At 44.1% G+C, this 12,719-nt stretch carries 10 protein-coding genes and 1 riboswitch; all 10 genes read right to left on the bottom strand.

The annotated features are described in order from the left end of the window. Positions 1-154: 154 nt before the first annotated feature. Positions 155-952: a uroporphyrinogen-III synthase gene (locus tag ACOI1D_RS05920; protein WP_422500003.1), complete on the bottom strand. Its 798-nt coding sequence runs from the start codon at positions 950-952 to the stop codon at positions 155-157. A gap of 5 nt (positions 953-957) precedes the next feature. After that, a complete protein-coding gene (locus ACOI1D_RS05915) occupies positions 958-1,578 on the bottom strand; it encodes an NAD(P)-binding protein (RefSeq protein WP_422500002.1) in 621 nt (206 codons plus the stop codon). Between the two features lie 698 nt (positions 1,579-2,276). After that, positions 2,277-3,017 (bottom strand): sirohydrochlorin chelatase, encoded by a 741-nt coding sequence (locus tag ACOI1D_RS05910; RefSeq protein ID WP_422500000.1) that lies wholly within the window; start codon positions 3,015-3,017, stop codon positions 2,277-2,279. Between the two features lie 14 nt (positions 3,018-3,031). Further along, a complete protein-coding gene (cobA, locus tag ACOI1D_RS05905; RefSeq protein WP_422499998.1) occupies positions 3,032-3,808 on the bottom strand; it encodes a uroporphyrinogen-III C-methyltransferase in 777 nt (258 codons plus the stop codon). Positions 3,809-4,411: 603 nt separating this feature from the next. Continuing rightward, the gene (gene cysC, locus ACOI1D_RS05900) at positions 4,412-5,005 is read right to left on the bottom strand and encodes an adenylyl-sulfate kinase (protein WP_422499996.1); all 594 of its coding nucleotides are present in this window, start codon (positions 5,003-5,005) and stop codon (positions 4,412-4,414) included. A 23-nt stretch (positions 5,006-5,028) separates the two neighbouring features. Further along, a complete protein-coding gene (gene cysI, locus ACOI1D_RS05895) occupies positions 5,029-6,774 on the bottom strand; it encodes an assimilatory sulfite reductase (NADPH) hemoprotein subunit (protein WP_422499995.1) in 1,746 nt (581 codons plus the stop codon). Positions 6,775-6,798: 24 nt separating this feature from the next. After that, positions 6,799-8,634, bottom strand: a complete 1,836-nt coding sequence (locus ACOI1D_RS05890; protein ID WP_422499994.1) for an assimilatory sulfite reductase (NADPH) flavoprotein subunit — start codon at positions 8,632-8,634, stop codon at positions 6,799-6,801. A 588-nt stretch (positions 8,635-9,222) separates the two neighbouring features. Continuing rightward, a complete protein-coding gene (sat, locus tag ACOI1D_RS05885) occupies positions 9,223-10,374 on the bottom strand; it encodes a sulfate adenylyltransferase (RefSeq protein ID WP_422499993.1) in 1,152 nt (383 codons plus the stop codon). Further along, positions 10,375-11,475: an inorganic phosphate transporter gene (locus tag ACOI1D_RS05880; protein ID WP_422499992.1), complete on the bottom strand. Its 1,101-nt coding sequence runs from the start codon at positions 11,473-11,475 to the stop codon at positions 10,375-10,377. Then, entirely contained in the window at positions 11,475-12,209 is a 735-nt protein-coding gene (locus ACOI1D_RS05875; RefSeq protein ID WP_422499990.1) for a phosphoadenylyl-sulfate reductase, read from the bottom strand. The genes ACOI1D_RS05880 and ACOI1D_RS05875 overlap by 1 nt, the downstream gene beginning before the upstream one ends. A 99-nt stretch (positions 12,210-12,308) precedes the next feature. Beyond that, positions 12,309-12,413, bottom strand: a riboswitch (SAM riboswitch). Positions 12,414-12,719: the final 306 nt, after the last annotated feature.

The raw sequence follows: 12,719 nt of genomic DNA, 5'->3' as shown, positions 1-12,719 counted from the left end.
GGAATCGAGCACCAACTCTTCGGCGCTCGGTTTTCGTCGGCCGGTGCTCGATCCTGTGAATCAGTGCTCGATTTCGGGTGCACGCCGCTCGATTTCGACGGATCCATGCTCGATTCCAAATTTAATGAAGACCCAGCCACACAAAACAAACCAGCTATCCCGCCAGATGCTCTCTTAATTCAACAATCATGGCTCCCATTTTTGGGTTTGTTGGTTGGAATATGTTGGTGACGCCTCTATTTTCTAGTTCTTGTGTGGTTACTTTTCCGATTGAGGCTGCCAGGACGCCGTTGTTAAGTGCGGCCACGAGTTCAGCAGTTTTTTCAAATCCGTTAAACAGGTTTTGAACCTGGGTTTTACTGGTGAAGATAACCGCTCGGAGTGTTTGATCCAGAATTTCCTTTCTGAGTGCATGTAAAGTTTCCTCGTTGGGCGCTTCATAATGATACGGTTTTGATAGGTAGACAGAATATCCGGCATTTTCAAGTTCACTTTTTATCTCTACGTCGTCCTGGTTGTAGGCTTGTAAAAATAAACGGTTGCCCATGGTTGGCTTTTCGTTAACTAAGCTCTTCAACAGGTTTTTCATAGTTCCATCTTCAGAGATGAGTGTTGGGGCTAGTGATTGTTTCTTTACCCAGCTTACTGTTTTACTGCCTCGGATGGCCAGGCTTGTCTTGCCAAGTTTTTCGATAAAATCAGTATGGACCCCTAGATCCCGAGATGCTTTTTCCAAAGTTTCAATGCCGATCCCGGTAGTCAGAAGCACCACGTCATATGGCTCATTTAGAAAGTCATTTATATTTTGCTTGCATATGCTTTCATTTAATTGCTGTTCACCTTGGATTGGATAAACAACAGGGGTTCCTCCATTTTTCTCTACAAGTACGGTAATTGCATCAGCTTTTCTGGTAGCAGCAATTCCAATTTTGATACCGTTCATTCCAATCATTGTAATCAGCTCCTTTCAACTAAGTTTGTTAACCAATTTATCGCTATACGCTGTTTTTTACTGTTGAGAAATTCATCCGACAATAATTCCTTCAGTAACTGTCTCCTTTCTTTTAATCCGAGTGGAGATCGCTTTATAAGCTGCCGACTTTCATACAGGAAATCGACATAATCGCCGTAGCCTTCTTCAAAAGTCGTTTGAAGTTGTTTTTTAATTTTGGAGGAAAGTAGAGGACTTGCTCCATCCGTTGAAATACTTACTGTCAGTTTTCCACGTTTTAAGTGGGATGGAAATTGCACATCGCCCTGTGTAGAATCCGATGCTACATTCAGTAGGGAATCTGGCGGGCAAGCCTTAACTACTGAACTATTAACCTCGGGATTATTGGTAGCTACTATTACTAGAAAGGCCTCCTCAAGGTCGACGGGTTCGAAGTTCTTTTGCCGCCAGGTCACCTTTTCATTTTCTAGAAGTGAGCGGATTCCCTCTGCGATTTCCGGACTGATGATTGTGATCGCAGCACCACTGTCAGTTAGCGTATCGGCCCTGCGGTAGGCGACACGTCCACCACCAATAATAATTATTTTTTTCCCTTCTAGGTCAACCATGAGTGGTGTAATCGCCATCTTATGTTCTCCTTACCAGTTTTTAATTTAGGATCTTTTCATTTGGCTGTTTTCTAAAAGATTGTTGTTTTTGACAACAAAATCTATAAACTGCTACGTAACCTACCGCTACGGAAATACACTACGCTTTCCGCGGGAGGCTGGTGAGTCTCCTCGTGCTACGCACTGCGGGGTCTCACCTATGCCTTTCCTCCCGCAGGAGTCTTCGTGTATTTCCTTCGCTGGTATAGCGTAAACATATGGCCATCATGATAAATAACTCTATACCGCTTGATTAAAGCGGAGGACAGTCGACTCCTCAAAAATACAGTCCCTTTTTTTCGTGCGATGTCACGCTGCCGAAGCCTTCCTTGTCCTGTGGGAACAAGAATTTCTAATTGTCGAAAGAAAAATACACATGAATCGCGTGTTTTCATGGGACATTTTCTCCCTTGAACAGAAAGCTAACTAAGCTGAGGAAAAATGCGAGACTCCTGTGGGAAAGGAACAGTCTGAAGACCCCGCAGTGAGCGGTTTTTGCTCCGAGGAGGCTGAAGCGTTCCCCACGGAAAGCGAGTGTTTTTCCGAAGCGCTGGTTCAGCACCAATTTAGTAAAGCATGGTAGGAAATAGATACATCAGTTACGTCGCAGTTTGTATCAAATGCGAAGTTTAAAGAGCAACAAAACTTACGAAAAGAGCCTTTCATTTAAAACATCCTTATTTCACAATAGATTCATAGACACGTTCTTTCAGCGCTTCAACCATGATTGGGTGTTCACCAAGTTGCCGGCATAGCACAACTTCTATATCCGGGTGATTCTGATTCGATTTTTTTACTTTATCCAGTATATAATTCATCAGCACGCCGGTAAACCATAGATAGGGTACAATAAAAATTTGCGAGTGATCTTTTTTTAACGAGGATTGAAGGGTCTGTTCAAAGGATGGTTCGCAAGCTGCCAAAAAACAAACATCAATAGAATTAAAACTGGTTTTCGCCTTCAGTTTTTGTCCTATTTCTTTTATTATCTTCTTTGTTTCCGGGTTGCGACTACCACGTCCGACGAGCAACAGTTTAGCATCTAGGTTAGGCACTACCTTCGTTTCACTTATTCGGTCTGTCAAAATTTCAATAAAACGATCCTGCATGCCAAGCGGCTCGCCATAAGTAAAGGAAATATGGGAATGCCTTGCCTTTGCTCGGTTAACTTCATCTGGAATGTCTTTAAAATAATGACCAGCACTTAATAGCAGAACAGGTACGACAGAAATACTAGTGGCACCACGGTCCACTAATTTGTCAATACCTTGTTCAACATTTGGTTCAGCTAGTTCCAGAAAACAAATTTCCTGGAGAGGAATGTCAACTAGCTGCTGTACTGAGCGAATAAACGAAACAGCTTCGGCGGTCGCTTCTCGAACCCTGCTTCCATGGCTCACATATAAAATTCCTTGCATCATATAACCTCCTGTCATCCAACTATTGCATGTTCTTGGTCAAGTGGTTCCACATTCAGCTGTTCGAACCATTGAAGTTTTTCCCGCAATGTAACTACTTCTCCAATAATAATCATTGATGGATTCTTCATTTTACTGGCTTTCTCAATAATTGTTTCAAGTGTTCCGGTAACTGTTTGCTGGCTTTCGGTCGTGCCCCAATGGACAAGCGCAATCGGGGTGCTAGGATTACGACCATGGCGGATGAGCTGTTCGCAAATATCCGGCAGATTTTTGACACCCATATACACACACAGCGTGTCGACTCCCTTGGCTAAGTGTTCCCAGTATTTATCTAGCTCCTCACCAGTTTTAGTTACCCCCGAAACGAACGCAACAGATGAGCTATAGTTTCGGTGGGTCAGTGGAATTCCAGCATAAGCAGGTGCAGCCGATCCAGAAGTGATACCTGGAACTATTTCAAAAGGAATTCCCCTTTTTGCCAGCACTTCCGCTTCCTCGCCACCTCTCCCAAATATGAATGGGTCGCCACCTTTTAACCGTGTGACTACTTTCCCCTGGCTTGCATAGAAGCACAATAAATCATTTATTTTTTCCTGTGTAAGCGAGTGCTGATTCGGGCTTTTCCCGCAGTATACTAATTCTGCATAGTTTGGGGCGTGGCTTAATAATTCATCATTGATCAACCGGTCGTATAAAATTACGTCTGCTTTTTGAATGGCTTTAAGTCCTTTAACCGTGATTAGGTCAGGATCTCCTGGACCGGCACCTACCAAATATACTCTACTCATCGCTCCTACCCCTTTCATGTTGTACATTTAAAATTCCTGCCCCATGGGGTCCCAGGACAAACAAAATTCGTTTGTCCTGGACGTTGGGGGTTTTAAAATGCTCTTTTTCGTAAGTTTTGTTGCTTTTAATCTTCGCAGTTGGTGAAAAAAACTGTGATGTAGTGACCTCTTTTGACGCCGTTCCGGCAGAATACTTCGCTTTCCGCGGGCACGGCCTCAGCCTCCTCAGAAGCAAAGAGCGCTTCTTCCGGGGTCTTCGGACGCGTGCTGTTCCCGCAGGAGTCTTCGTATTCTGCCTACACTAATAATCCTGCGTTTTTACAGGAATTCTACTACCTTGAACAGAAACCTATCTAAGCGGAGGAAAAATGCGAGACTCCAATGGGAAAGGAACAGTCTGAAGACCCCGCAGTGAGCGGTTTTTGCTCCGAGGAGGCTGAAGCGTTCCCCATGGAAAGCGAGTGTTTTTCCGCAGCGCTGGATTTAGCACCAATTTAGTAAAGTGTGATAGAAAATCAATCTAGAGTTACTTCGCAGTTTATAGACTTTACGTCAACAACGACATTTTTTCAGAAAACTGCCTTCAAGAAAATATCCTTCCACCTATATCCACTGCATTTCTTTTAACACACTAATAATCTGGTCCGCGCATTCTTCTTCATTGAATTGGTCCGATTTGATAACGAGTTCGGGTGAATTTGGTGCTTCGTATGGAGAATCAATTCCAGTAAACTCCTTGATTTCTCCATTCCTTGCTTTTTTGTATAAGCCCTTTGGATCGCGCCTTTCACATGCGGCAAGTGGGCAATCTACATGAACCTCTAGGAATTCATCCTTTGTAAGTATTTCGCGAACGCGGTCCCGGTCAGATTGGTAAGGTGAAATAAACGCGGTAAGGACAATCGCGCCGCTATCTGCAAATAGCTTAGCCACCTCGCCCACTCGTCTAATGTTTTCTGTTCGATCGTCGGCACTGAATCCGAGGCCGGCATTTAGCCCGTGGCGAACATTATCTCCATCAAGGATGTATGTGTTGACCTGCACGTCGAAAAGTTTTTTGTTTACTAGATTTGCGATAGTAGATTTGCCTGATCCTGAAAGTCCGGTAAACCAGATTACGCCACTGTGATGACCGTTTTTGGTCCGGTAATTTTTTTTATTAATTGAAGTGTCATGCCATACAATATTTGTAGCCAATTCAGGTCATCCTCTCTTTTGGATTATTTTTTTACAAAAAGATCCGTTTTAGCTGCATGAAAGTCAAGGCCAGAAAGAACCTCTTCAACGTAACCAGCACGTACCACATAGTCGCCGAAGTGCTCACCTACATTACGTTCTTTTCCGTAAGCAATTAATATTGGACGAAGGATTTCTAAAATTTCTTCCTCTGCAATATTTTCGCGGTAAAGACTGTTCAACCTATCTCCAGTGAATCCACCGCCGAGGTACATATTGTACTTTCCTGGTGCTTTTCCAATAAAGGCAATTTCAGCGAGAGCTGGGCGTGAACATCCGTTTGGACAGCCTGACATGCGAATCACGATTTCCTGTTCGTTTAGGCCTGCTTCATCGAGGATTACTTCGATTTTATCCACTAATGATGGAAGATAGCGCTCGGATTCCGCCATTGCCAACGCACACGTTGGAAAAGCAACACATGCCATGGAATTTCTCCGCAATGCTGAATGATTTTCACCTGCAGTCATTCCATATTTTTCGACTAATTCTTTGATCTCCTTCTTTTTCCTGCTTGTTACATTGGCAATGATTAAATTTTGATTCGCTGTCAGCCTGAAATCTCCAGTGTGTGCTTTCGCGATTTCTCTCAGACCTGTTTTGAGTGCATAATTTTCAAAATCGGCAACTCTACCGTTTTGAATAAATAACGTCAGGTGCCAGTTTCCGTTGTCACCCTTAACCCAGCCGTAACGGTCCCCATTATGATCAAATTCAAAAGTGCGTGCTTCTTCAATCTCCCAGCCTAAACGAGTTGTTAATTCCTGTTTAAACCAATCAAGACCATTGGCATCGATAGTATATTTAAAGCGTGCATTTTTTCTATTCGAACGATTGCCGTAATCACGTTGAATTGTAATAATCGTTTCGGAAACTTCGTTAATTTTTTCTGTCGGAATGTAACCAATTACGCGTGATACTTGTGGATATGTGCTCGTGTCACCGTGCGTCATTCCCATGCCTCCACCTACAGCCACGTTGAATCCCTGCAGTTTTCCTTCTTCTAAAATTGCGATAAATCCAAGATCCTGAGAATAGACATCAATATCATTGGAAGGAGGAACGGCGATGCCAATTTTAAATTTTCTAGGCAAATAAAGATCCTTGTACATCGGCTCAATTTCTTCTGGCGTGCGACTGTCCACAACTTTTTCCTCATCAAGCCAGATCTCATGGTAAGCCCTCGTTTTCGGTGTAAGGTGGTTACTGAGATCACTCGCTATTTGATGAACCTCCGTGTGAATTTCCGATTGAAACGGATTCGAATTGCACATCACATTCCTGTTAACATCACCACATGCTGCCAGTGTATCGAGTAATGCATTATTAATTCCCTGCATTGTCTCCTTTAAATTCCATTTTAAAATTCCGTGTAACTGGAACGTCTGCCTAGTTGTCAGTTTCAGGGTGCCATTACCGTGTTTCTCGGAAATGTCATCCATAACCAACCATTGGTCCGGCGTTGCAATTCCGCCTGGCATCCGTGCGCGAATCATGAATTGGTAAGCCGGTTCAAGCTTCTGACGTCGCCGTTCATCACGTAGATCCCGGTCATCCTGCTGGTAGCTCCCGTGGAATTTCAACAGCTTATTATCGTCATCGGAAATAGCTGCAGTAATTCTGTCCTCGAGTCCTTCTTTGATTGTTCCGCGCAGGTAGTCGCCTTCTTTCTTTATTCGTTCCATATCGCTTGGAGGATTGGTTTGATCTGTTGTTTTGTTTTTCACCATTAGGCTAAACTCCTTTCTTTTTTATCAATAAACATCGCGTTGATAGCGTTTTTGCTGGCGCATGTCTGTGAGGTAAACCTCTGCTTCTTCATGCGTCATGCCGCCCTCTTTTTCCAAAATTGCTGCCAGGGTTGTATGCACGTCATGTGCCATGTGTTTTTCGTCCCCACACACATAAACGCTCGCACCTTCCTGCAGCCATTGATAGAGTTCTTTGCTTTGTTCGAGCATGCGATGCTGTATATAAACCTTTTCTTCAGTATCACGGGAAAACGCAACATCCATTTTGCTTAGCACGCCTTCTTTGAGCCAGTTTTGCCATTCGACCTGATAAAGAAAGTCTGTTGAAAAGTGCTGCTCGCCGAAAAATAACCATGTTTTCCCTTCGACGCCCGTTTCTTCTCGCTCTTCAAGGAACGATCTGAATGGAGCAACGCCTGTTCCTGGTCCAATCATAATGATGGGTGCGTGTTGATCAGCTGGAAATTTGAAGTTCGGATTTCGGTGAACATAAACTGGTAACAATCCACCCGCTTCCGTTCGTTCTGCACACTGTCCGGAACAAACACCGGTACGATCGCGGCCGTGTGCCTGGTACCTTACCGTTCCGATAGTGAGATGAACCTCATCAGGATTGGCTCTATAGCTGCTCGAGATGGAGTAAAGCCGAGCCGGGATCTTGCGAAGAATCTGGATGAATTCGCCAGGTGATACTTCCTGCGGCGGATAATCCTTGATTAAATCCAGCAGATCACGTCCATCGAGATAGGCTTTTCGCTCTTCCTCTTGTTCAATTAATGTACTTAATGCTTCATTTCCGAAAAGTTGCTCCGCTTGCTCAAGCAATGGTTTTGTCAATCTCGTAATCTCAAAGTTATAGAGTAGTGCATTACGAACGGATAGTACCTCACCCTGTTTGTTAATTGGTACACTTTCTTCATGTTTCCAGTTCATCACGTCGATAATCTGATTAACCAGCTCCTGATTATTTTCAGGGAAAATCCCAAGACTGTCACCCGGTTCAAACTCGAAATTCGATCCTTCAAGTGATAGCTCAAGATGACGGGTTTCCTTGTTTGATCCACGTCCATTCAGCTGAAAATTGTCTAGGATTTCAGCCCTGAATGGATTTGTTCTTGAATACGCCGATTGCTTTGTTTGAAGTCCCGCTTCAGTCTCTGTTGCCTGAACATCCGCAGACTGTGCATCTGACGTCTCTTTCAATGTACCTAAGACACCTTCGATCCACTCTGCTGCATCGTCGTCAAAGTCAACATCACAATCAACACGTGGGTAAAGCCGCTCGCCACCTAATTCCTCCAGTCGCTTGTCAACTTCCTGACCTGTCAGACAGAAAAACTCGTAGGACTGGTCTCCCAGGGCAAGTACTGAAAAGCGCACATCTGATAATTTAGGGGCTTTTCTGCCAAAAATGAATTCGTTAAACGATAGCGCGTTATCTGGTGGGTCTCCTTCTCCATGTGTTGCTGTCACAATGAGTAAATCCTGAACTTTCTTTAGCTCCTTGGGCTTGAAATCATCCATCGCTGAGAGAGCAACTTGCAAGCCCTGCTCCTTCAGCCTTTGTGCCAACCCTTCAGCAAGCTGTTGTCCGTTTCCGGTTTCTGAACCAAAAAGGACGGTTACTTCCCGGGAAGCGGGTTGACTAATTTGAGCAGATGCTTGAACACCTGGTTGTTGGTCAGTAGGTGCCGTTGCTAGCTGGGATTCGGCTGTGCCGGATGCTGCCAGATATCCACCTAACCAAACTTTTTGTGTTTCTGTTAATGTTGGCAAAAGGTTATTAAGTAGATCTGTTTGTTCTTGATTAAACGGGCTGTTTTTTACCTGTAACTGCAAAGAATATCCACCTCACAAAGGAATGCATTTTTTTGTTTTTTGGTTATTGATGTGTACTGCGGTTGCACGGTGATGCCGCGTGTAGCAGGGACTTCGTATAACCGATGTTTGGTTGTAAATTTTTTATGACGTTGGTTACTTCATCTTTACTTGAGAAGTAGTTTTCCTACCAACCTTTACAAAATTGGTGTTGATCCAGCGCTACGGAAAAACACTCGCTTTCCGTGGGGAACGCTTCAGCCTCCTCGGAGCAAAAACCGCTCACTGCGGGGTCTTCAGACTGTTCCTTTCCCACTGGAGTCTCGTATTTTTCCTCCGCTTAGATAGGCTTTCTATTTAAGGTAGTAGAACTCCCGTAAAACCACAGGATTCTTAGTGAAGGCAGAATACGAAGACTCCTGCGGGAACAGCGCGAGTCCGAAGACCCCGCAGAGTGGTTTTCTCGAGGAGACTGAGGCCGTGCCCGCGGAAAGCGAAGTATTCTGCCGGAACGGCGTTGAAAAAATTTCACAACACCGTAGTTTATAGTCTTTCAGTCTTAACTAAATTTCCTCGCTGTATTTGGATTGCACTTATCTTCAATCCTCACTACACCTCGGCCTTTTCACTCTTTTTCAAACCTTCAATAAGCGTTTCTGCTACTTCTGGACGGCTAAATGTTGTTGGTGGCTTTTCACCATTTCGAAGCAGCTCACGTACTTTTGTCCCTGACAAAACGACGTGTTGGTCGCTGTCGTGTGGGCATGTTTTGCTTGAGGCCATTGCTTCACATGCAACGCAGTAAAAGCTGTGCTCAAAAAATAATGGAGTGATACCTAGTTCAGCTTCGTCATAATTGCTGAATATTTTTTGTGCATCATACGTGCCATAATAATCACCAACACCAGCGTGATCACGGCCGACAATGAAATGTGTACAGCCAAAGTTTTTACGAACCAGCGCATGAAAAATTGCTTCTCTTGGACCTGCGTAACGCATAGCGGCAGGGAAAACTGCTAGCACAACCCGGTTGGCTGGGTAATAATTTTTTAATAAAACCTGGTAGCTTTGCATCCGCACATCACTCGGAATGTCATCACTTTTTGTTTCTCCGACAAGTGGGTTTAAAAATAGTCCATCAACTATTTCAAGTGCAGATTTTTGAATATATTCATGGGCTCGGTGGACTGGGTTGCGCGTTTGAAATCCAACTACTTTTTTCCAACCAAGTGACTGGAATAATTCTCGTGAATCTGCTGGATCGAGATAGAATTTCTCATCATGTTCATGGGATTGACGCTCAGCTAACTTGATTTCACCAGCGACATAATAATCCGGGCGGTTGAATAGCTTGTTGACCCCTGGATGTTCGGTTTCAGTCGTCAGGTAAATATTCTTTGCTTCTTTTTCCTTATCCGGTTTATATACTTCTTCTATCTCAATGACGCCATATGTAGTGCCATCCTTTACTAAAGCTGCTACAGCACCAGCCTGTAAAGATAGTGCTTTTCCCTCGTTTACTGGTAACGTGATTGGAATGCTCCACGGTGTACCATCTGCTAACCGCATTGTCTCAACAACAGACTCGTAATCTTCCTGATTCAAAAACCCTTCAATCGGGCTGTAGCCACCAATCGCAATTAGTTCAAGATCACTGAGCGCCATGTTGTCCAGTTCAATAGTCGTAGAATGGTTCGGCAAAAATTCTTTATCGAGAATTTGGTTTACAAGTTTTCCTCCATGTGGTTCGATTAATGTCATTTATAAAACCTCCTCATTTTTTATCACTGCTGGTTTAGTAGATTTTGATAAAATGCCTGTTTTGGAAATGGATGTTGCTAGCCTTGCAATGCCTATAGTTGCAAGGATGGCACAAGTGATAATGCTGACGGAATAGTAGCTTGAGCGGACAAACACCTCAACTAGGCAATACGCAACGACCATGGAAAGCAGCGGGGAGATAACCCAAATACTAATGATCAGACGAATTAATGGTTGTTTCCATATCTGCACACCTTTTTCAGCTGCACTGGTGCCGACAATTGCCGAAGTCGTAACCTGGGTGATTGGAACTGGGATACCCAATACCGTTGCGCCCATTACCAGCATTCCGGAAACACCTGACACGGTTATGCCTTTGGAGAGCGAAAGTTTTGCGATGCGTTTCCCGCCAGTTTCAATGATATTTCCGCCTAACAGTATTACGCCGAGTGCCATAATGATTCCACCAGTCAGCACCCCAAAGCCCGGTGCAACAATCCCTGCACCCACGAGTGGACCAATCGCATTTCCTACGTTGTTCGCACCTGCAGCGAAAGCCTCTAAGCACCCTGCCGCGATTAAAACGGGACCAGCAAGCTTAGTCAGTTTAGGGCTAAGTGGCTTACTTCTCTTCTTTTTGAGAAAACCACCCCCTTTACTGAAAAGGTAGCTGGCTAAAAATGCAGCAACTGGAACGATAAACCAAAATGCAACGATTACGGCTAGTGTTTTCAAATTCAATACATGAAGCGATAGCCCCGCCCCCACAATAGCGCCTACGGTTACTTCACTCGTCGACAATGGGATACCCATGAGATTTGTAATAAACAGCGTCCCTGCTGCAGACAGCAAAACAATAACGACAACCTGAGTAGTGATGAATTCAGAGGGAACAAGCGATTCACTAAGTGTTTCAACCACTTCCCCACTACCAAGGATAGCCCCTGCCAAAATACCTCCAGCACATAGTAGCAGCGCTATCGATCTGCGTTTAATTGCCCCTGATCCATATGGAACACTCATAGCTGCTGATGATCCACTTGCACCAATATTGAAGGCAAAAAAGTAGGCCACTATAATTGCAGTAATCGTTAGAGTCATTAGTTAGAATCCTTCCCAGGGGCGTGAAGTCCACACTCCGTTTTATTAAACCCTACCCACCTGCCTGCTCGAGAATCATCTGAATCGTTGACAGGAAAGGTACATGGTATGCATCCGATACTAGGATAGCCTTGATCATGCAATTCATTGTAATCCAAGTCGTTTAGTCGGATATAACTCCAAACGTCGTCCCAAGTCCAATGAATTAGGGGGCATACCTTAATTGATTTAAATTTTTCATCCTTGTTAATAAAATCTGTTTCCTTACGACTTGCCGACTGTTCTCTTCTTAAACCCGATATCCAGGCTGGCACTCCGCTTAGTGCTTCCTCAAGTGGCTTGATCTTGCGAATATAACAGCATTGATTGGGATCGCGTTTCCAAAGGGCCGATCCATGCTCTTCCGCCTGTTCCTCAAGTGTTAATTCCGGTTTCTTTAAGTGAATGTTTAATGTGGGATACCTCTCCTTCACCTTATCAATCAGGTCATATGTTTCCTGGAAATGTATCCCCGTATCGAGAAAGACAATTTCTGCATCCTCTTTCACTTTTGAAATTAAATCAATTAGCACAATGCCTTCCGCACCGAAACTGCATGCATACACTACCGAGCTTCCAAATGAATCGTAAGCCGACTGGACAATCGTGGACGCACCTTTTGTTTCATCAGTTGGATGCCAATCTTTAAATGGATCTCCAGCGAAATTACTATATGTGGCTAAATTATTAGTCAAATATCATCCCTCCTGTAGGAAAATTTATTAAAAAAACATCAAAAAACCCCCTTCTTACGAAATAAGAAGAGGGCTTCACTAATTAATAGTTGTCAGCTCTTCTCATCTTCCAGACCATACAGCCTGTAGGAATTGGCACAGTGTTCGAATAAACCTGTTGCCGAGGTTTCAAAGGGCCTTTCCCTCCACCTCTCTAGATAAGAAAATTATGAATATGTTGTTGATTATTCTATGCGGTGGCGAGCGAAAAGTCAACAGATAGTTTGAAAAAATTTAAATTATTGTATTTTTGTGGGTTTGGTCTTTGGGGATGGGGCGCTGTCGGGGCCGGGGTAGTGTGGGGCAGCTATCCGCGGCGGCGTTTTCGAGCACCAATCTTACGAAATCGAGTGCCAAACTGATTTTTCGAGCACCGGACTTGAAAATTTGAGCACCAAACATTTGGTGCTCGATTCCTGTTGTTCGGTGCTCGAATTCTGGCCGTGCACAGGCTCCTGTCAAGTAGACACG

Origin of the sequence: Virgibacillus sp. DJP39 (assembly GCF_049310925.1) — a bacterium.
Lineage (GTDB): Bacteria > Bacillota > Bacilli > Bacillales > Amphibacillaceae > Virgibacillus_F.
This window is presented reverse-complemented; position numbering and strand designations above follow the sequence as displayed.

What these genes read in the sequence shown, in the direction of transcription:
- sat (WP_422499993.1), bottom strand. Translation starts at nt 10,374, where the DNA reads ATGACATTAATCGAACCACATGGAGGAAAACTTGTAAACCAAATTCTC.
- cysI (WP_422499995.1), bottom strand. Translation starts at nt 6,774, where the DNA reads ATGGTGAAAAACAAAACAACAGATCAAACCAATCCTCCAAGCGATATG.
- ACOI1D_RS05880 (WP_422499992.1), bottom strand. Translation starts at nt 11,475, where the DNA reads ATGACTCTAACGATTACTGCAATTATAGTGGCCTACTTTTTTGCCTTC.
- ACOI1D_RS05915 (WP_422500002.1), bottom strand. Translation starts at nt 1,578, where the DNA reads ATGGCGATTACACCACTCATGGTTGACCTAGAAGGGAAAAAAATAATT.
- ACOI1D_RS05910 (WP_422500000.1), bottom strand. Translation starts at nt 3,017, where the DNA reads ATGCAAGGAATTTTATATGTGAGCCATGGAAGCAGGGTTCGAGAAGCG.
- ACOI1D_RS05920 (WP_422500003.1), bottom strand. Translation starts at nt 952, where the DNA reads ATGATTGGAATGAACGGTATCAAAATTGGAATTGCTGCTACCAGAAAA.
- cobA (WP_422499998.1), bottom strand. Translation starts at nt 3,808, where the DNA reads ATGAGTAGAGTATATTTGGTAGGTGCCGGTCCAGGAGATCCTGACCTA.